Genomic DNA, 20,221 nt, shown 5'->3' with positions numbered 1-20,221 from the left:
AGTTAATAAACTGTTTTATACGAGGAGAAAAATGATGAATAAATCATGGATTTTTGTTATTTTGACAAGTTTGTGTGAGTTGTTGTGGATTTATGGTTTTAACGTGGCAAATACAACGTGGCATTGGGCAATTATTATCCCAATTATTATTATAGATTTTTGGTTTTTAGCAAAGGCTTGTGAAGGGCTACCAACAGGAACTGTATACGCGATTTTTGCTGCTGCGGGAACAGTTGGTACAGCGTTAATGGATGTATTTTTATTTGATCAAACATTTACTGCTATGAAAGTTGTATTCATTTGTGTCATTGTAATTGGTGTCATGATGTTAAACATTGCAGATACTTTGTCTGAGCGTAAACAACAAAAGGAGGCAGCTTAGTATGGGATGGTTATTTGTATTTCTTGCTGCAATATTAGAAACGATTGGCGTAATTGGACTAAAAAAATTTAGTACAACCAAAAATTTAGTGAATGCCATCATATTAGTTTCAGGGTTTAGCGGTGCTTTCTATTTTTTATATGCTTCATTTGACTATTTGCAAGTGAGTATTGCTTATGCGGTCTGGATCGGAATAGGAACAACTGCTGCCGTAATTATTAATATGATATTTTTTGGAGAATCTAAAAGTGTCGGTAGATTTGCTGCGGTATTGGTAATTGTAATAGGTGTTTCAGGGCTAAAATATGTTTCTTAATTAGTAATAGGGAACAAAGGGTTTTTCATTTTTTTAGAAGTAATCAATATTGTTCTTTTTTGAAAGGTTCGTTATGATAAAAGTAAATATGAATGAACTTCATTCAACAATTTGAGGTGATACAATGTTGGATAAAAAACAAAAAATTATTGAAGCCACAATTGAGCAGTTTGCATTTAAAGGTGTTGAAAATACAAAAATATCGGATATTGTTAAGGCTGCTGGTATAGCCCAAGGCACTTTTTATTTATATTTTCCATCAAAGTTTTCTGTTATGCCAGAAATCGCCAAATACGCTGTTGAAGAGATTATGAAAGAGATCCATTCAAGTATCGATTTATCCGATGATTTAGACAAAAAAATTGAAGATTTGGTAAGCGCCGTATTTCGGATTACCGAAAGTAAGAAGGAAATATTTGCAATGCTATATGCCGGATTAGCGCAAAGTGAGCATTTGAAGCAATGGGAATCTATTTATTCGCCATTCTATGATTGGATGTATATTTTCTTGCAACAATCGATGGAAAAAGGAGAAATCCGAAAGAATATTAATTGTGCACGTACATCCCGTATTTTAATTGGCTTAATAGAATCCACTGCCGAGCAATTATATTTATATGATTCACCTTCGAATGATGAAATAAAAGCTCAATATAAAGAATTAGTTGAATTTACTAAAAGTGCATTGAAATAATATGCACTTTTTTGATTTCGTTTAACTTGATTTAATTGGTCAGGTACCTGGTGCAGATTATTTGAGCGGGAAATATAGAATAGAAAAGAAACATAACGGCTACATGAAAAAAGCCAAAATTGATTATAAATGTGTACATATACGTATTTGATTTCCATCGGGATCTACAATATTCATCATGCGAAGCCCTTCAAGACTGTTATTTGGAGGCTCTGTAATACAGATATTTTTGTTACTCTTTAATTCGTTGTACCAGTTATCAACATTAGGGACGAAAAAGTGAATTAATCCGCCAATTTGGCAGTCACCAGTATGTTCAGTTAAATAAATTGTCATATCATCTTTAGTAATCTGAACAAAAACAGGGAAATGCGGTTCAAACCGGTGCTCCCAGTCGATTTTAAAACCCATTCCTTCTATATAAAACGCCTTACTCCTTGAATAATCAGTAATACGAAATGCAGGAATCACAGTTTGCATATTGACGTCCTCCAATTAATTATAGTGTTATTTGAAATTTTAAATAATAAATTTTGAAGTGGAACCGAATTTTGCAACTTCATGAAGTAGCTTTACCTTCAGAAAAATAAGGCATGTTCGGTTCGATATGAACGGAACATGCCTTTTTATTATATTTTATTTCTTACTCTTTTTCATTTAATTGTTCAACAACTTCTTCATCCAATTGCTCAATAACTTCTTCAGGTTGAACGGTCATCTCATCTTGTTTTGATGTTGGGTTATCTACAAAAGAAACTAACTGGATAAGTGTGTCTTCTTTCAACGTATATGCGATTACTAACATATAAGTCCCATTATCCTCTTCTGACAGATCAACTGTAAACTGGTCTGCATTTGGTGCAAGCTGCTCAACATCTACATAGATTTCTTTATTTGTTCGAGTATTTCTAAGACCGATTTGATAAGGGTTTAAATAGTTGCCGTCTAAGCCTTTTACTAAGTTTTCCATCGTTATTACTGGTCCTGTAAAGCCATTCACTTCTACGATTTGTGGATGTGCGTTTACGTCATCTAATTTACTTAGCTCTTTTAATGGTGAGAAATCAGTAATGGAATTTCCTGAAATGTCTAGTGAAACTAAGTTAATCGCATGTTGTAAACCTTCTAAACTTGTGATGTGTGCATTCGAGCTACTTAAGCTTGTAAGATTGTGCATATCACGTAATGTAATTTCATCTGTAAGTCCAAGCGTTTGTTGGATCGCCGTTTTTAGCATGTTGTCTTGAATCATAATAACTTGATCAAAGTCAATTGCTACTAATGCATCAATTGCTCTTTTTAGCATTTCTACTGCTTGATCAATGTCTGCTTGAGTCGCTTGCTTGTTAGCGAGCATTTCTTCTGCTTGTGCGATACTTACTTGTAGAACAGTAACACTCTCTGATGTATAATCTTCAACATTAATTGCTTTCGCATCTTCAATTCCCGCTGCTAAAACGTCTGTAAACACTCTATCTGCGTTTGCGAAATGCAATTTAGCATCTCCCCATGTCGCATGGTCAGAGCCAATTCCATTACCGCCATCCGTAACGACTAACTTCAATTCTTGAGCGCCAGCAATATTCACTTCAATGAATTTTTGGGGGTCTCTAGAATTCATTAAGCCACTGTCGAATTGTTTTTCACCATCAACAAATACTTGGAAAGCAATAGAACCTACAGAACCATGCATATGTCGGTCTACACCTACAAATGAAGTGAAGTACTCGGCATCTTTATCTGTTAAATCATAGACGATTGTTGAAGTAGCATGTGCACCAATCCCTTTTTCGTAGGCTTTCACACTGCCATCTTCTCCAGTTAATCGTAATGTATTGTTACTAATTGATCGATCTTTCAATGGCGTTGTGTAGCTATTTTGAGTAGAATTCCAGTTGAAATCAGATAAATAATTGTAATCATCCATATTTACAACAGAAATCGTTCTCTTCGCAGTTGCTTCATTGCCATCGCTATCTGTAACAGAATAAGTAATTTCATATTTACCAGCTCGGTTAAAGTTTACTTGATTATCTCCAGTTACTTGTACAGAGGCTGTTAAATCGCCATCTTCTGCATCGATTGCAGTATATTGTTCGGTAATGTCAATTGGAGTGCCTACTTTAGTTGCAACCGACTTTGGAATCATAAGTTCAGGCAATCCATTTGAAATATAGAACTTGGCATCTGCAAAGTCAGCATGATCAGATTCAACTCCATTACCAGCATCACTTGCAATAAGCGTTAATTCTTTTACACCTTGTAGTGGAACTCTTACTAATTTCGATTCTGTGTTATATTTCATAACGCCGCTATTGTAAACTTCTTCGCCATCTGCTAAAACTTTGAATAGAACACTCGATTTATTATTTTCAGCAATGTTTCTATCCACACCTATTAATGTTTCGAAATAATCATAGTTTTTGCCTTCAAGATCGTAAACAATTTCTGAGCTTGCATGTGTTCCAATACCTTTAGCAAATTCTTTTACTTCCCCATTAACGAGTATTTTGATCGTTTCACCAACTGAAGCCTTATCTTTGTTTACTGTTTTCCAAGCAGTTTGCGCTGACTTCCAATCTGTGTCACTTGCAAATTTAGCATCACTGTACACATAGATTTCTTTCGCTTTCGTAACAGTATTGCCATCACCATCCGTGACAGAGTATTCCACATTATATGTGCCTGTTTTATTAACATTAAAGTCATTTGTTTTTATGCTTACTTGTTCAATTAAATTACCATCTTCCATATCGAATGCTTCGACACCTTGTAGTACATCAAAGTCGCTGTTTAGCTTTACGAATGTAAGCTCTTCAGAAACAGTTATTATAGGCTTACTAGAATCTTGCGTAAATTTAGCATCCGCCCATACTGTATGGTCAGACTCGTTACCGTTTTTGGCATCTGTAGTAATTAACTTTACTTCTTTTGCACCAGTGACAGGAACTTTGATAAATTCATGTTCGGTATTCGATTTGAATACATCACTACCAAATTTCATTTCGCCATCGACCCACACTTCGAATGTTGCTGAAGAGGCTTTTCCTTTTGCTACTTGGTCGATTCCAATATAGCTTTCAAAGAAATCAAAGCCTTTTCCTTCGATGTCATACACAACTTCTGAATTCGCATGTGTGCCAATTCCTTTTTTATAAATCGCATCTAGCCCTTGTCTCACAAGTGTAATTGGAGTGCCCGGAGTTGCTGTGTCTTTCTTCAAACCACCATATTGTATGTTAGACGATTTAGCATCCATATCAGACACATAGTCATAATCACTAATTACAGTAACATTTATTGCTTTTGTTTCTACAATATTCGCGTTTTTCACTTCGTAAACAATTTCGTAGTCACCTTTTTTTGTAACATCGACATTGTTCGATTTTACAACTACATCTGCAGTAATATCATTTCCTTGATACGAGGAAGCTTTTACATAATCCATTGGATCAAACGCTTGTCGTAATTTTAGCGTTACTTGTTCCTCTACAGATAAGTTTGGTTGCTGTGAATTAACTTTTACAGGTTTTAAATTCGTTAATTTTTTATCATAAGCAACGATTTCATAAATATAAGAGCCACTCGTATCTACATTTTTATCGACAAATGAAGTGCTTGTAGTATATCCAACTACTTCGCCATCTCTCAGTATTTCATAACCCATGGCAGCATCTTTATTAGCCGCATCGATGCCATATGTTAATGTAATCTCATTCTTACCTTTATTTGAAGTTAGTGATTGTACAGTAACTTGCGCATCTTTTGAGAAGCCAGTACCTTTATAATCACGTCCCAAACTATGCATATATTCTAATTTAACATTAGGTTTAGGTAAATGAGCTACCTTTTCCTTCATTTTTTCAGTAGCGGTTACATAACCCCACTCTTCAAAGAACTCTGTTAAATCTGTTTCAGTCGCTAAAGAGTAACCTATAACTAGTCTTTGTAAGTTACTACCTAAACCATCCATAACACCATCTGGATTTGTTCTTGCGATTCGAGAAGCTTTACCATAACTGTCTTCACCGTAATAATATTGCACTTGTTCCAGTACACCTAAGTAAGTCCAGAAACCGTGATTCACTTTTTCGCCTGAAAATCTTTTGTACAATGAGTTCCAATCTACGCGATCATCTGTACTGTTATTAAATATTTTTCTCATGATAACAGAATAAATATTGTTCGTTACTTCCGTATGTTCCATTATGGAGTTATTTATATTATGACCCCATTCATGATAATAGGCCCAACCATCGTTTCCAGGAGTGCTAAATGGTTTAACGATTTGTTTGAAGAATCCATCATCTCTTTTAGCTGAATTTCCACCGTTATAGCCTGTATATCCCCAGTCAGACCAGCCGTAAGGACCTTTTGTGAATACCCTTGAAGTGAACTTTGCATTAAAGCGTTGCTCATTTTCTGTATACCCACTAACTTTCTGGAACTCTTTCCACATGATTTCCCATTCATCCATTGTGTCAGATATTGTTTTTCCTGTTGGCGCTAATTCCTGAATGCCTTTTAGGGCACCTGCAGCACTTGTTGAGATTGTATTATTTTCTGAAACAAGTTCCGCTACATTGAAAACAACATCATTAGGTTTTCCGTTTGCGAAATCGTTATCGTTTATACTAATTTTCGCCACATATTGTTCTAACTCTTTTTCAAATGCTACAGGATCTGTTTTCCCATGATAGTAAACAGGGAAGGCTGTCCCACCGATTAATCTTACTTTGGGTGCATAAGCTTGTTCGCTTGGTAAAGCCGGGTTTTCTACATAAATAACTGCAGGTTTCATATTTGCATATGAAGGGGCCGTTATTGTATTTAAACCTGGATGTAAAGCATATCTTCTTATCCAGCCATTTTTATCGTCAGCGATTTGGCCGAAAATTAAGTTAGGCATCACACCTTTTTCGTCGGCATCAACAAATACTTGAATGGTTTCACCAGGTACGGCATATTTACCGAAAGTTTCTAGTGAAAATGACGTTCTTGCAATTTGGTGCGTTTTTGCTTCTGCATTTGAGTTACCACGTTGTGAAGCTGTTACGATTGCTTCGTTCGTCACATTTTCGTTGTTTAGTAAATCTTTTGCTATCGTTAAGTTAACTTGTAATTGCTCTTTTAGTGGATGTTTTGCAACTTCTTTTTCTAATTGATTGATGATATCCATTGACGCAAACTCTGGCTTTAATTTATTCATTAAACCATTAGTAAATAAATTATTCACTTGTTCTTCTAAAACATCTTCTTTATAAAATGCAAGTTCTGATAGTGTTGCCCAGTTTTGATTTGATTTCTTAAACTTAAATTTAACGCGCTTAAATGTTGTAGGTGCAAATTTAGCTTCGACTAATCCGGCCACCATATTATGTTGACCCGTTGCTACTAGTTGATAAGTATTGCCTATAGAAGTTTGAGAGGCATAAATTTCAAACTCTTCCGCAAACCCTTTACGGTCAGAATTTCGTGCTCCGTACATAATACGATTTAACGTAACGGCTTCTTTGAACTCTACTTCTACTTCATTTGTGAAATCTTTTGAATTACTTCTATTTGTTTCCCAGTAAGTATCTAAGTTTCCATCAACGGCATTTCCAATTACAGCGCTACTATAGTGACCACCATTGTTACGGATATTCTTAATGTTTCCAATATCCATTTTAAATAACTTTGAATAGGCTTCATTTGAATAATGAGTAAATGATTTTGTAATGGCATTTGTAGCTTCTGTATTTATGCCATTAATTAATGCTTTTGCATTGGCAATCGCATCTTTAAAATCCACATAAAGTGGGTGGCTTTTTGCTTCTTGTTCTAAATTGTTAAGAGCCTCAACTGTATTAAATGCTTCACTTACTTTGCTGAATGTATCATCAGTGAATAATGTCTTCATTTTTTGAGATACAGGATCTTCTTTATAGAACATAAACTCCGATGCACTTGCCCAGTCTTGATTTGCTTTCTTAAACACAAATTTTACTCTTTTAACTTCAGTAGAGGGAAACTGAATCTCGACGATATCCCCTGTAGAGCCTTTATATTCGCCAGTTGAAAGTAATGTGAAATTATCGCCTTCATCTGTTAACGAACTATGTATTTCAAATTCTTGGGCAAAGCCTTTACCTTTCGCGCTTGCTTGACGAGCAGCATAAACAATTCGATCTAACGAAATTGTTTCGTTGAAATTAAAGATCACTTCATTCGTGAATGTTGCATTATTAGCCTTATTTGTTTCCCAGTGCGTATTCATATTGCCGTCGATTGCCTTTTCAAGAGGTGATCCAGAGTAGTTGCCACCATTGTTTGTAATCGATACGATATTGGCGTTGGCTATTTTGAAAATTTCATTATATGTATCTAGTAAGTCATTTCCATATAAATTAAATTTACCGACACTAGCATGATTTGCTTGTTTGATCGTTTTTCCAACTGGAGCCGTTATAGTGCTTTTTTCTTGAACTGGACTTGCTAATGCATTGATTGGGGTACCGACTAAACTTAAAGCCATAGCCGCGGCTGTTGCAATTTTAACAACTTTCATAATAAATTCCTCCTAATGATTTTCCAAAAAAGTACATAAAAAAAACACCCTAATTAGAGTGTTTTCTTTCCCTAAAAAATTCCCATAAAAAAATTATGGAAATTTTAAAAACAAAAAGTAGAATGTACTCTTCGGTAACTGGCTGACATAGTAATATAAACCTTAGTCCCTATAGCTTTGCGTCCCTAAATTTCTTTAGGTTTGCCTATTCAATTATTCTATCTAGAAGGATAACATAATGAATATTATTCCAAAAGAACAATAAGCACTAAAAAATACCCCTCCAAATAGGATGAATTGGCTAAATATTCATGTTGTATACTATATAAAAGTGTTTTGATAGCGCATCGAATTTTTTCATTAGAAGTAGTTTGATAATTATTCTTATATAGAAATGAGAGAGTAGATATAAATAGAATGTACATAATAAACGGCGGATGTCACAGGGGGAGTAGGAAGTCAGCCTAAAGACTTCACATCGTGTGACAACGGCTGACTGACCTACGTCCTGTGGCCCCGAACTAAAAAAATCTGGATGCAATTATGCTGAGGTATAATTGATTAACTACAATTCGAATCAATTTTTATGAGTTGTTGATCTAACACGGTATTTCCTTCTTGTGCTACCGAAGTAATGCTTCTTCCAAAACAATTGGCAATGATTTTTCGTTCTTTCAGATGAATAATTCGAATTTCATAAAAGGATACACCTGTTAAATGTGCATAGATTTCTTCAAAATTGCCAGGAGAAAGCCGATAAGGAAATATTACAGGTATATTGTTTCCTATTATAATGGGGAGTTTCATAGGATGGGAAAAAGAAGACCAATCCCAAACTTCAATCTCAATTTCCTGATCTTTACGAGATAAATTAACTAGATTAATAACCGCGTTAACGGCTCTAGGCGCTTTTTCCAATATGCCAGTTGATAAGACATATTTATTCATAGTTATCCCTCCTTCCGTCTTTATAAGTTATGGAAGTGTTTCGATTACATTTGTATAATAGTGTAATTTGCTAAAAAAAATTATCATTTATATAAATTCAACAAAATTTATATGGAAATGAGAATAGACATGATAGAGGCATAAACTTGAATAGAAAGAGTTGATTGGAATGAAAGGGAGCCGTAACCCTGAAAAGCGTCAGGACTGAAATAGAAATCAACTCCACCTCTTCAAAAGGTTTTTTAAAGGTTGGATTCTTTAGTTAAATAGATATCTATTTGGGATGTACATAAACTCTGTTAAAAAGAGGCTCGACTATATCCTGCATAAGAATAATAAGTTGCTACGTTTGTCAGAAGTTAATGTTCATTCGGGCTAATATTCGTTATAATGGCAATGTCTATCTGTTTTGAAGAGGATGCACAAACATTGTGGAAATCAGCCTTCAATACATGAAATTACTATTGAAAGGGGAAATATTCCTTGACTACTATAAAAGAAGAAACGCTTATTGCAAAAATTGACCATTTAGATGATAGAGGTAATGGACGAGCTGTGATTTGGCGTGAGAGTGATAGAGGTTCCAATCCTAGAAAATTAAAATTAACGATTCCGCAGACGCTTAAAGGGGAGTTGGTGCAGGTTGTTGTTGATGAACCTGATAAGCGAAACAGAAAAGCAATGCCTAAAGAAATTTTAGAAGCAAGTCCAGAGCGTACAACAGCACCTTGTCCACATTTTGAACTTTGCGGAGGTTGTGTATGGCAATACTGGACGTACGAAGGTCAGTTGAAGCATAAAACGGAGCAAGTGAAAAATGCATTGGCTCGTGAAGGATTGGATTCTGAGCTTGTGTTGGAAACAATCGGTGCAGATAACCCTTGGCATTACCGCAATAAGATGGAGTTCACGTTTTCACCTGAGGGGGAAATGGGACAGCATGAACAAGGAAACTTCCGCAAAATTGTTCCATTAGATACATGTCTAATTGCTGGTCAAAATATGGTCGATGGCATGTTGGAAGTGAGTGCATGGGTAAAAGAGTTTGGTCTTAAAGGCTATAATAAAGATAAACATGAAGGCCTACTTCGCCATTTGATGGTGCGCGAATCATTTGCAACTGGTGAAATGATGTTAGCATTATTTGCTACAAAAACGCCTGATGGAGAGTTAGCAGCTGCTGTTGAAAATCTTGTTGAGCGAATCACAAAGAAATTCCCAAATGTGAAAAGTCTACTTTGGCTTGTGAACACAGACTGGGCAGACCGTACACAATCTGAAGATACACATTTATTAGCGGGGCGCGATTTCATTTATGATGAAATGGTGGGGTATCGCTATCGTCTTTGGTTTGATACATTTTTCCAAACGAATCCAAAACAAGCTCAAAAACTTGTAGAACTCGCGTTGGAAATGGGAAAACCAAAGGCAGACGAGAGAATGATTGACCTGTTTTGTGGTGTCGGCACGTTCTCATTACCATTTGCTGCACGTGTGAAGGAATTGGCTGGAATCGAGATTGTCGAGACATCGATTGAATCGGCAAAACGTAATGCAATCGATAATGATTTGCATAACACAACATTCCTTGCTCGTGATGCGCGCAACGGATTAACTGAAATGCAAGAACAGTTCGGATTCGCTGACATACTATTGATTGATCCACCACGTTCTGGAGCTGGCGGAAAGGTGATGCGCCGTATTGGACGCTCTCAACCAAAACGAATTGTCTATGTATCATGTAACCCAGATTCATTTGCTAAAGACGTAACAGAATTGCTACCATTCGGCTATAAGCTTAAAACGGTACAACCTGTCGACTTATTCCCACATACGACACATGTAGAGTTAGTCACATGGCTGGAATTAGTTTAAATTATTAATTAGTAATTTTTTTTCTTCTATATTAATCGATTTATTTTTGCAGACGATAAAAATTATATGCTTACCAAAAGCGTCAAAAACCCTGATTTATACGGGTTTTGGCGCTATTTTTTACTTCAATATCTATGATTTATGCTATTAATGAAAATGAAAAAAAGCGAAAAATAAAAACTTAAGGATTCTTAAGAATTTTTCATACTGTTTCTTTATGTTTGAAATGTATTCTAAAAGCCGTAGTAGAAAAATTTAAATCTATGGAGTGTTTGTATATATGAAATCTTTTCGTTTTATTTTTCAATATTTATTAAACCCAAGGAAAACGGGTGCAGTTTTGCCAAGCTCAACATATCTTGCGGAAAAAATGGTTCAAAGTATTGATTTTCAAAATGCAAAATACATCGTTGAATTGGGCCCCGGTACAGGAGTCTTCACAGATCAGATTATGAAGAACAAAATGCAACATACGGTTGTCTTATTGATAGAGAGTAATAAAGAATTTTGCACGCTACTAAAAGAAAAGTATAAGAACGAAAAAAATCTGATACTTATTAATGATACTGCTGAGGATATTGACAAGTATTCAAAGGAGTTTAATATCCCATATGTTGATTATGTCGTTTCGGGTCTTCCTTTTGCGAGTTTGCCGAAAAATGTCTCCAATGTGATTTTAAATAAAACCAAAAAGCTGTTGAGGAAAGATGGTGTTTTTATTACTTTCCAATACACGCTATTAAAGAAAGATTTTATTCATCACTATTTTAAGCATATTTATCTAACACGTGAGTATCGAAATATGCCCCCAGCATTTGTATTCTGTTGTAGTAATTAATCGGTATAGGAAAAAACAATGACAACAAACCGTGTTACCTTTATCGATGCAATTGGGTCTGGCATTGGACTTGCCGTTGTAAAAAGAATACTAGAGCTTCATGGCGGAACAATTGAGGCGGATTATAAAGAGGGTTGGTTAACCTTTACGATTGAGTATATCGTTAAAGAATGATTCACTGGAAGTAGCGGGGAAACCAGCTATTTTGAACCAATTGGAGTTAAACATGCGCTTTTTCAAGGAAACGCGGTTTTCCTAGCTTTTCCCATAAAAATTACACGTAAGAGTTCTATCATTTCTAATATGAAACGTAATTAAAGGAGCAAAAAAGGGCGCAATTCTGAGCCGTTTTTGCCCTTTTTTGGTTTGTTTGAAGGGCATGATTAGCTTGACGCTTCCTTAATAAATTTATCCTAAAGTAGGAAATATAAAGTTGTTCATAAAACGCTTCTTAAATTGTTTGGAAGCGAGCGATTTTTCTGTATTTTTTAATTGAACCCATCCGAATATAATTGGTTCTTGCTCAAAATCAGCTATTTCAATAGGAATTACTTCATCATTCACAAATATGGAGGCATGGCTAAGTGAAATATCATAGGCAAAAGTGATACCTAATCCCTCTTGTAATGTCGTTAAAATGGCAGCTGAATTGTTCGTTGTAAACATTGCTTGCAATGAGCCTACTTTTTTTTCGAATACTTGAATAAATTCTTGTACATGTTTTTCCTCATATAAGACAATTGGGTGTTTTAAGAGCTCTTGTGAACTGATGCTATTCTTTGTAGCTAAAGGATGATTCTTTCCTACTCCAATAACAATTTTTCCTTCTGCTAATGGTTCAAAAATAAATTCATGTAAATGTGTCAAATGCCCTTTTTTGATTGCGATTAACCCGAGATCTGACTTTTTTTCTCGCAAATCTTGCAAAATCATGCTTGAATTATTTTGGGTAATTTGGAACTTTGTAAGAGGGTAATCTTGTTTGAAATGAGAAACAGCTCTTACTAATGATGCCATGCCAATGGGGATACTTTCGACGCGTAACTCACTATTTAAAATATTTGAGCAAGCCTGTGCCTCATCTTTTATTTCTTGTAGGTTCGTTAGTATTTCGATTGCTTTTTTGATGACAAATTTCCCATTTGCTGTTGGTATCGTGCCATTGCGAGAACGTGTAAATAGTTTTATTCCTAACTCTGCTTCTAAATTCGAGATGGATTGGCTAAGCGCTGATTGGGTAATATACAAATTATTTGCTGCTGCACTTAGGGATTTTGTTTTTGCTATTTCGACTATATATTGAATTTGGTCAATGTTCATGGCGGTCTCCTTATATAAGCTGTACTTAAGTATAATTAAGCACAGCTAATTATACTAATACATAGGGCAGTGCTACAATGAAAGTGCTTACAAAATCCGAACATAATTCAAAAGGGGGATTAGATATGCGATTACAAGAAAAGACAGCAATTATTACTGGTGGTGCAAACGGAATCGGTAAAGAAACTGTTCAGAAATTTTTAGAACAAGGTGCAAATGTAGTTTTCACAGATATTAGTGAAGCTAACGGTCAAAAAACATTAGCTGAAATGAAAAATAAATTTGAAAATGTGTTATTCATCAAACATGATTTCCAAAATGAAGAAGATTGGAAAAATGTTGTAGAACAAGCAATAGAAAAATTCGGTCGAGTAGATGTCTTATTTAACAACGCTGGACTTTATAGTACAAACGCAGTGGTAGACTATTCTGTTGAAGAATGGAATCGTGTAATGGGTGTAAATGTTACAGGCGTTTTCTTAGGGATGAAGCATGTTGTTCCGGTTATGCGTGAGCAAAAGAATGGTTCGATTATTAATGCTTCTTCATTAGCGGGTATTAAAGCAAGTGCAAATCATACTTTATATGGTGCAAGTAAAGGTGCAGTTCGTATGATGTCTAAAGATTTAGCGATTGAAGTAGCAGGAGATTCAATCCGAGTAAACTCAATTCATCCGGGAGTAATTTCAACAACAATGGGCGATGCAGTTGCAGCTGGAATAAACGTTGAAACGGAACAAATAGCAAATGGAATCCCATTAAAACGCTTAGGTACACCAGAAGATATCGCAAATTTAGTTGTATTTTTAGCTTCAGATGAATCAACTTTCATTACTGGGACTGAAATGGTAATTGACGGTGGATCATCAGCTCGTTAATAGGAAGACAAATAGAAGCAAAATTTTTTAATATAACATCTTCGATTCGAGATAATTTAGAAACAGGAGGGAAATTATAATGAAAAAATTAGAAGGCAAAGTAGCCATCGTTACAGGTGGTTCAAGTGGTATTGGTAAAGAAACAACGGAATTATTTTTAGCGCAAGGTGCGAAAGTAGTTGTCGCTGATATTGCGAAACAAGCAGAAGCTTACGTAGAGGGGCTTGTAAAAGAAGGTAAGAAAGCAATCTTTGTGAAAACAGATGTATCCAAAGAAGAAGATATACAAAACGTTGTCAACGAAGCAGTAAAACATTTCGGTAAACTGGACATAATGATTGCTAATGCAGGAATCGGACACCCAGCTACATCCGTTAAGGACTATACTTTAAGCCAATGGCAACAAATGATAGATATCAACTTAACAGGCGTATTTTTGTCTAATAAATATGCCATTACACAAATGCAAAAGCAAGCTACAGGTGGCGCTATTGTCAATATTGCATCTATAATGGGGCATACTGGTCGTGATGGACTAGCTGGTTATAATGCTGCAAAAGGTGGGGTTGTGAACTTAACAAGATCATTAGCCGTTTCACATGCAAAAGAAGGAATTCGTGTTAACGCCGTAAACCCAGGTTTTGTTGAAACACCAATTTTAAATGGTGCAAGCAGTGCAGCACTAGATCATCTTATTTCACTTCACCCAATCGGTAGACTTGGTCGCTCAGAAGAGATTGCAAAGGCTATTTTATTCCTAGCAAGTGATGATGCTTCATTCATCGTAGGCGCTAACTTACTCGTTGATGGCGGCTATACGGCTATATAATAAAAAGGCAGGTCAGTCTGTTTTGAAGAGGTATATATCCATTGTGGAAACTGACCATATATAATGAAAAAAGAGCGAATTCCTGTTAGTGGAGTTCGTTCTTTTTGTTATTTGATTGTCATGATAATCTTTTCAAATCCCGAAAATATGTTAAAGAGAACGCTTAAGTTAATGATTTAATTGGAAAAATATTACGAATTTTCTCTCAACTTCAACTTTCATAGTATATTATATATATAGCGAAATGGAGATGTTTATTTTGGGTGTTACATTTATACATAAGAAGAAAACGATTGAAAGTAGCAAGAACTGGATTTTAATCAATGGTGATGATGAAAAAAGTACCTTACCGAAAATTTATAAAGTTGTTGAATCAATGGATAATCAGCTTGTTGCCAATTTATATTATGAGTTTGAAATTATAAAACTACTTCAATCACAATTTACATTAACACCTGTAGAAATTGTTTTAGAAGATATGAAGCATCTTTTAGTTTTTGAAAATGAAGAGATAATCTCACTAAATAAATATTTCACGAAACCTTTACCGATATTTAACTTTTTAAAAATTGCGATTGAAATGACAAATGGTTTTATAGATATGCAACATTCTTCTGTAATTTACCGAAACGTCCATCGTAGAAATTTTCTCATTAATGAAAAAACATATGAAGTGAAATTAATTAATTTCGAGCATGCCTATAAATTTCATCGCGAAACCTCAGTGAATCAAGAAATAAAGTACATAGATACCGACCGTTTAAGTTATTATGCACCTGAAGAAACAGGACGTTTGAATGAAACGATTGATTTTCGAACGGATTTATACAGTTTAGGTGTGTTATTTTATGAGATGCTTACGGGACAATTACCATTTCAAAATAATGAACCGCAACAATTAATTTATCAAATTATGACGAGTGAGCCGAAAGCCATTTACAAAATGAATCCCGCCGTTCCCCAAGCCATTTCAGCGATTGTTGAAAAATTGCTGAGCAAAAATAAAGCCGACCGTTATCAAAGTGCAACTGGCTTAAAAGAAGATTTAGTTTATTGCTGGAATTTGGTTATCAATAACAAAAAAATTCCGCAATTTAATTTAGGGATGCATGATGGGCCAAGTTTTATAGCATTGAATGTTGAAATCCCGAGTCAAATAAAATTGGCGAATGAGGTTTTAGATCAGTTTACAAAGCATGATCTAAATAAGAATTCATTAATTTTCATTAAAGGGGACACAGGAAGCGGAGAAAAGGAGCTTCTAAATAAGTTAAAAAATGAATGGACACAACAAAATGCGGTTGTGTTAGATACAACCATTGAAATAGCGATGCAAAATGTGAAGGTTGCACCAATTATTTTATCGATTAGAAACCAATTAAATTATATTTATATGGAAGGGGCAAGCTACGTCGAGCAAATACAGGAATTGTTTGCAAAAGAAAATATTCATTTATACGATGAACTTTTAAAATTGATTCCAGAGCTTGAATGGTTTTTCTCGGAAGAAGTAATACAATCGAACTTGTTAGTTGAAGTGATTCCAGTTGAACTAAATCACTATTTTAACCTAGCAATAAAAGGGATTCTTTCAGCGTTATTAAAAAGTAAAGGCTCCCTTATTATGATGATTGCGAACGTAGATTTAATGGATTCGAGCACGCTTGACTGGATTCGAACGGTGAACAGAGAATTAACGGGTATATGTTTCATTTTCACGTATAAAAATACGAATGAAACGATAATAGAATTACAAAATGTATTACCTGAACATAAAACATTTGAACTTGTTCCTCTAACGGAAGGTGAAGTATTTAGTTGGGTTGCAGAATCGCTCAAGGAATCGTCAGAGCATGTACGTCAAATGGCCCGTTTACTGTTTGATTTAACGAAAGGAAATCCGGTATATATTCAAGAATTATTCAATCAATTTATGAAGCTGGATTTACTGTATTACAGTTTGCAGTCGAGAAGTTGGACGTTTGATTTGAAAAAGATGGAAGACTTCAATGTTAGTAAAAACTTAAGTGAATTTTTTACAAAGCGTGTAAATGATTTATCACAAAAGCAAAAAGAGGTTCTTAAAGCCGCGGCTTGTATCGGCATAACGTTTGAACAGCAAATACTTGAACCGTGTTTAGATTTATCGCGCGCCGAAATTGTGGAAGTAATGTTATCCCTCATTCAAGATGGTTGTATTGTACCGTTAAATAATCGCTTGTTATTAGCGTCTACATTCAATTATTTAGCGCTGTTTGATCATTCAGAACTAGCATTCCGCTTTGTTCATAGTGATATCCAAAATGTAATTTATAAGCAAATTGATGAAGACCAGTTAATGAAAACTCATTACCACTTAGCAAAATTATTGGAGGAAGTATCCGAGCAACCAATTGCGGATAAAGCTCTTATTAAAATTGTTCAGCATTATAATGTATGTCTTCCGCTATTAACAAAAGCCGAAAAGATAAAAGTTGCAGAGTGGAATATTAACATTGGAAGGAATACAACTCGGAGTGGATTATTTCAAAATGCTGCGAACTTTTTGGATGTGGCAATCGAGCTGTTGCAAAATAATGGCTGGGAAGAGCATCGAGAACTAATGCTGGAGTTGTGGCGCATAAAAGGGATTTCGGAATACATGAACGGAGCGAATGACGGAGCAGAACGTTACTTTAATGAAGCATTAAGTTATGCAAAAACGAAAATCGAAAAGTTAAAGCTTTATAATGATAAAATTTCGTTTTACACTTCGATTTCGTCGGCGTTGGAAGTGGGTGATCTATATTATATACAAAATGCGATTACTACCGCGGTTGATGCATTAAAACTATATGACATTGATTTAAAAGAAAAAGTATCGACTGCAGCAATTTTAAAGGAGTTTTCGCTTTTAAATTTTGCCCTTCGGAAAAAGCCAATTCAAGAATTATTGCATTTAAAGCGTAACGAAGATGAGTCCATTAATTTAATTTTGAATGTATTAGTAAACACGATGGGCAGTGCACTTATTTTTGACGAAAAGCTTCATACATGGATGATAATCCGTATGATGCGCCTTATCTTGAAGCATGGAGATGTAGAACTTTCTTCCATTGTTTATATTATGTTTGCAAGCGTATTAAAGGCGGGGTTCAATGATACGAATCGTAGTTATGAATTTGGTATGTTGGCGATACAACATATGGAAAGGGAAAATAAAATTCTCTTTAAAACACATGTTTATATGAGCTATGGTGTAACGATTGGATACTGGAAAAAACCATATGTGAATAGTATTTATTATTTAAAACTAGCATTAGACTATAGTTTGAATAGTGAATTGCATGATTTATTTACGGGTATTGCAACGACGCATTTAATCCAAATAAGGCATGTTCAAAGTATGCCAATTGATGATATCTTACAAGAAATTAATCACTATAAAAAGTTTCTGACTCGAACAAAAAATGTAACTTCAATCGAATATGTAACGGAGTATGTTGAGTGGCTACAGGTATTAAAAACACCAACGAATACTGCAGTTTGGAATAAACCTGTAACAAATAAAACCGATGTATCGTATTGGGAAAGTCATATCGTACTACGGCTTCAAATGAGCTACTTATTACAGGAAGAAAATGAAGCTCAATCAATAATGGCTGAGCTTGGAGCAGTTTTGAAAATAAATGTTGAGACCGTTGCACGTCCACAATTATATTTATATAGTGCTTTATGGCTGGTAAAGCTATTGCGAAAGAATGAAAGATTATCGGTAAAAACGAAGCAACAGTATAGACGCTCTATACAGAAATCGATTAAACAATTCAGGAAATACTCGAAACATGCACCAGAAAATTTTGAGCATTTATTGTATTTACTGCAAGCGGAGTACCATTCTTGTGTGAAAAAATATGAGGATGCGATTTTATATTATGATCGTGCAATTCAACTTGCGAAAGTGAGTGGTTTTATTTGTGATCAAGCGATTGCAAGTCATTGTGCCGCAGAATTTTATAGACAACAAGGTGAAGTACACCGTGCCTCAGAATATATGCAGCAGGCGGTTTCGTTAATGGAGGAATGGGGAGCGAGGCATGTTGCGGTCAAATGGGAGAACCAATATGAACATTTCTTGCCGAATCAATTTGGGACATCGAAAAAAGAGATGCTCATACCATTTGACATGAATACGGTTATTGAAGTCAACCAAATACTGGCAAATGAGACGAAAATGGATGATTTAATTCGTCAAGTTCTTTTGTTGATGATGAAGCATGCCGATGCAAATATTTCTTATTTTTTCAAAAAAGAAAACGACAAAATGCATTTTATCGGCAAGGCAGAATTGCAAAATAACTCCTTTACACTAGCACACGATCGCGGTGCGGAAATGGAAAGTAATTCTTTGCAGTCAATTATGCAATATGTGTTGAAAAGTGAGCAGCATGTTTTGATCGACAATACGTCCATGTTATCCCCGTTCCATCTTGGTGGGGATGAGAAAACGATTTTGTGCTTGCCGATTATTTATCAAGGCAATATGACCGCCATTTTATATTTAGCGAATACCCAAATGCCTTATGTCTTCAAGAAAGATAAAATTGAATTATTAAAAATGATTTCATCACAAATTGCGATTTCCATTGAACATACGAAAATGTATGAGCATTTAGGAGAGCAGGTGCGTGACCGAACAGAGGAGCTTCAGTCCGTAAATAGTTATTTGAATGAAGTAAATGAACGGTTACAGCAAAATGAAATCGAGCGCAAAGTACTGTTGCAAAATGTGTCACATGATTTACGCTCACCCATTACATCCGTTTTAGGTTATATTGAAGCGATTTTGGATGGAATTGTGCCAGATCCAAAGCAACAGCAAATACATTTGACGCGTAGTAAGGAACGCTTAATTTCATTGAATTATTTAATTCAAGATTTATTTGAATTATCGAAGCTAGAATCGGGTCGCGCAAAGCTAGAACTTAAAAGCTGGCCCGTACAGCGGATATTTGATTTATTTGATGAGAAATACCGAGCTGATATTGAACAAGCAAATATTGTATATGAAAGCTTATTTTCTGCGGAACGAGAAGCTCATGTCATGCTTGATTTAGAACGGATTGAGCAAGTATTAAATAATTTGATTTCAAATGCGATTAAATATACATCAGGTGGAAAAATCCGATTTTCAATGGAAATAGTCGAAGGAAACGTAATATTCGCCGTTGAGGATAATGGGATGGGGATACCGGAGAAGGATTTACCGTATATTTTTGATATGCATTACCGTGCTTCCAATAATCACATGACCAATTCTTACGGTATTGGTTTGTCGATTTGTAAGCAAATTGTTGCTTATCAAAATGGTGAGATTTTAGTTGAGAGCATGGAAGGAACTGGAACAATATTTAAAGTGATATTGAGGGTGGAAGGTTGAAAAAGAAATCCCACAGAAAAGCCGACAAGTCAGCTTTCTGTGGGATTTTGTGTTGGTTGATGAATAATATAAATTTAATGTAAAAACATAGGAATAAAGTCGTTTTCAGGGCAGTCATTCGAAAGCATGCTAAGGAAGTAGTTTTGGGGTAATTTGCTCAAATCGCTAAAAC

At 35.2% G+C, this 20,221-nt stretch carries 13 protein-coding genes and 1 riboswitch; of the genes, 9 read left to right on the top strand and 4 right to left on the bottom strand.

What is annotated here, in order from left to right:
- Positions 1-34: 34 nt before the first annotated feature.
- The 3 genes from ACQKIH_RS05120 (at position 35) to ACQKIH_RS05110 (ending at position 1,392) form a co-directional block, all read left to right on the top strand.
- On the top strand, positions 35-382 hold the full coding sequence (locus ACQKIH_RS05120) for a DMT family transporter (protein WP_057983511.1): 348 nt from the start codon (positions 35-37) through the stop codon (positions 380-382).
- A gap of 1 nt (position 383) precedes the next feature.
- On the top strand, positions 384-698 hold the full coding sequence (locus ACQKIH_RS05115; protein ID WP_057983513.1) for a DMT family transporter: 315 nt from the start codon (positions 384-386) through the stop codon (positions 696-698).
- 124 nt (positions 699-822) lie between these two features.
- Complete coding sequence (locus ACQKIH_RS05110) at positions 823-1,392, top strand: TetR/AcrR family transcriptional regulator (RefSeq protein ID WP_427763772.1); 570 nt, start codon at positions 823-825, stop codon at positions 1,390-1,392.
- A 123-nt stretch (positions 1,393-1,515) separates the two neighbouring features.
- Here the strand turns inward: ACQKIH_RS05110 and ACQKIH_RS05105 are convergent, their stop codons facing one another.
- The 3 genes from ACQKIH_RS05105 to ACQKIH_RS05095 form a co-directional block, all read right to left on the bottom strand.
- Complete coding sequence (locus tag ACQKIH_RS05105; protein ID WP_057983515.1) at positions 1,516-1,872, bottom strand: glyoxalase superfamily protein; 357 nt, start codon at positions 1,870-1,872, stop codon at positions 1,516-1,518.
- Between the two features lie 163 nt (positions 1,873-2,035).
- Positions 2,036-7,942, bottom strand: a complete 5,907-nt coding sequence (locus ACQKIH_RS05100) for an NPCBM/NEW2 domain-containing protein (RefSeq protein WP_427763769.1) — start codon at positions 7,940-7,942, stop codon at positions 2,036-2,038.
- 130 nt (positions 7,943-8,072) lie between these two features.
- A riboswitch (cyclic di-GMP riboswitch) is annotated at positions 8,073-8,158 on the bottom strand.
- A 345-nt stretch (positions 8,159-8,503) separates the two neighbouring features.
- On the bottom strand, positions 8,504-8,890 hold the full coding sequence (locus ACQKIH_RS05095) for a hypothetical protein (protein ID WP_057983519.1): 387 nt from the start codon (positions 8,888-8,890) through the stop codon (positions 8,504-8,506).
- Positions 8,891-9,373: 483 nt separating this feature from the next.
- On the opposite strand from ACQKIH_RS05095, the gene rlmD reads away from it, so the two are divergent.
- From rlmD to ACQKIH_RS05080, 3 genes are all read left to right on the top strand, one after another.
- Entirely contained in the window at positions 9,374-10,765 is a 1,392-nt protein-coding gene (gene rlmD / locus ACQKIH_RS05090; protein WP_057983521.1) for a 23S rRNA (uracil(1939)-C(5))-methyltransferase RlmD, read from the top strand.
- Between the two features lie 280 nt (positions 10,766-11,045).
- A complete protein-coding gene (locus ACQKIH_RS05085) occupies positions 11,046-11,603 on the top strand; it encodes a class I SAM-dependent methyltransferase (RefSeq protein ID WP_057983523.1) in 558 nt (185 codons plus the stop codon).
- An 18-nt stretch (positions 11,604-11,621) separates the two neighbouring features.
- Positions 11,622-11,777: a hypothetical protein gene (locus ACQKIH_RS05080; protein WP_160320436.1), complete on the top strand. Its 156-nt coding sequence runs from the start codon at positions 11,622-11,624 to the stop codon at positions 11,775-11,777.
- Positions 11,778-12,011: 234 nt separating this feature from the next.
- Here the strand turns inward: ACQKIH_RS05080 and ACQKIH_RS05075 are convergent, their stop codons facing one another.
- Entirely contained in the window at positions 12,012-12,923 is a 912-nt protein-coding gene (locus tag ACQKIH_RS05075; RefSeq protein ID WP_057983524.1) for a LysR family transcriptional regulator, read from the bottom strand.
- A 125-nt stretch (positions 12,924-13,048) separates the two neighbouring features.
- Between ACQKIH_RS05075 and ACQKIH_RS05070 the strand changes: the two genes are divergently transcribed.
- The 3 genes from ACQKIH_RS05070 (at position 13,049) to ACQKIH_RS05060 (ending at position 20,049) form a co-directional block, all read left to right on the top strand.
- Positions 13,049-13,801: an SDR family NAD(P)-dependent oxidoreductase gene (locus ACQKIH_RS05070; protein WP_427763765.1), complete on the top strand. Its 753-nt coding sequence runs from the start codon at positions 13,049-13,051 to the stop codon at positions 13,799-13,801.
- 79 nt (positions 13,802-13,880) lie between these two features.
- Positions 13,881-14,630, top strand: coding sequence for an SDR family NAD(P)-dependent oxidoreductase (locus tag ACQKIH_RS05065; RefSeq protein WP_057983528.1), 750 nt, complete (start codon positions 13,881-13,883; stop codon positions 14,628-14,630).
- 259 nt (positions 14,631-14,889) lie between these two features.
- A complete protein-coding gene (locus ACQKIH_RS05060) occupies positions 14,890-20,049 on the top strand; it encodes an ATP-binding protein (protein ID WP_057983530.1) in 5,160 nt (1,719 codons plus the stop codon).
- Positions 20,050-20,221 lie beyond the last annotated feature (172 nt).

The sequence above is a fragment of the Solibacillus cecembensis genome, assembly GCF_050272495.1.
GTDB lineage: Bacteria > Bacillota > Bacilli > Bacillales_A > Planococcaceae > Solibacillus > Solibacillus cecembensis.
The sequence above is the reverse complement of the archived record's forward strand: the minus strand, read 5'-3'. Positions and strand labels throughout refer to the sequence as shown.

What these genes read in the sequence shown, in the direction of transcription:
- ACQKIH_RS05120 (WP_057983511.1), top strand. Translation starts at nt 35, where the DNA reads ATGAATAAATCATGGATTTTTGTTATTTTGACAAGTTTGTGTGAGTTG.
- ACQKIH_RS05115 (WP_057983513.1), top strand. Translation starts at nt 384, where the DNA reads ATGGGATGGTTATTTGTATTTCTTGCTGCAATATTAGAAACGATTGGC.
- ACQKIH_RS05110 (WP_427763772.1), top strand. Translation starts at nt 823, where the DNA reads ATGTTGGATAAAAAACAAAAAATTATTGAAGCCACAATTGAGCAGTTT.
- ACQKIH_RS05105 (WP_057983515.1), bottom strand. Translation starts at nt 1,872, where the DNA reads ATGCAAACTGTGATTCCTGCATTTCGTATTACTGATTATTCAAGGAGT.
- ACQKIH_RS05100 (WP_427763769.1), bottom strand. Translation starts at nt 7,942, where the DNA reads ATGAAAGTTGTTAAAATTGCAACAGCCGCGGCTATGGCTTTAAGTTTA.
- ACQKIH_RS05095 (WP_057983519.1), bottom strand. Translation starts at nt 8,890, where the DNA reads ATGAATAAATATGTCTTATCAACTGGCATATTGGAAAAAGCGCCTAGA.
- ACQKIH_RS05085 (WP_057983523.1), top strand. Translation starts at nt 11,046, where the DNA reads ATGAAATCTTTTCGTTTTATTTTTCAATATTTATTAAACCCAAGGAAA.
- ACQKIH_RS05080 (WP_160320436.1), top strand. Translation starts at nt 11,622, where the DNA reads ATGACAACAAACCGTGTTACCTTTATCGATGCAATTGGGTCTGGCATT.
- ACQKIH_RS05075 (WP_057983524.1), bottom strand. Translation starts at nt 12,923, where the DNA reads ATGAACATTGACCAAATTCAATATATAGTCGAAATAGCAAAAACAAAA.
- ACQKIH_RS05070 (WP_427763765.1), top strand. Translation starts at nt 13,049, where the DNA reads ATGCGATTACAAGAAAAGACAGCAATTATTACTGGTGGTGCAAACGGA.
- ACQKIH_RS05065 (WP_057983528.1), top strand. Translation starts at nt 13,881, where the DNA reads ATGAAAAAATTAGAAGGCAAAGTAGCCATCGTTACAGGTGGTTCAAGT.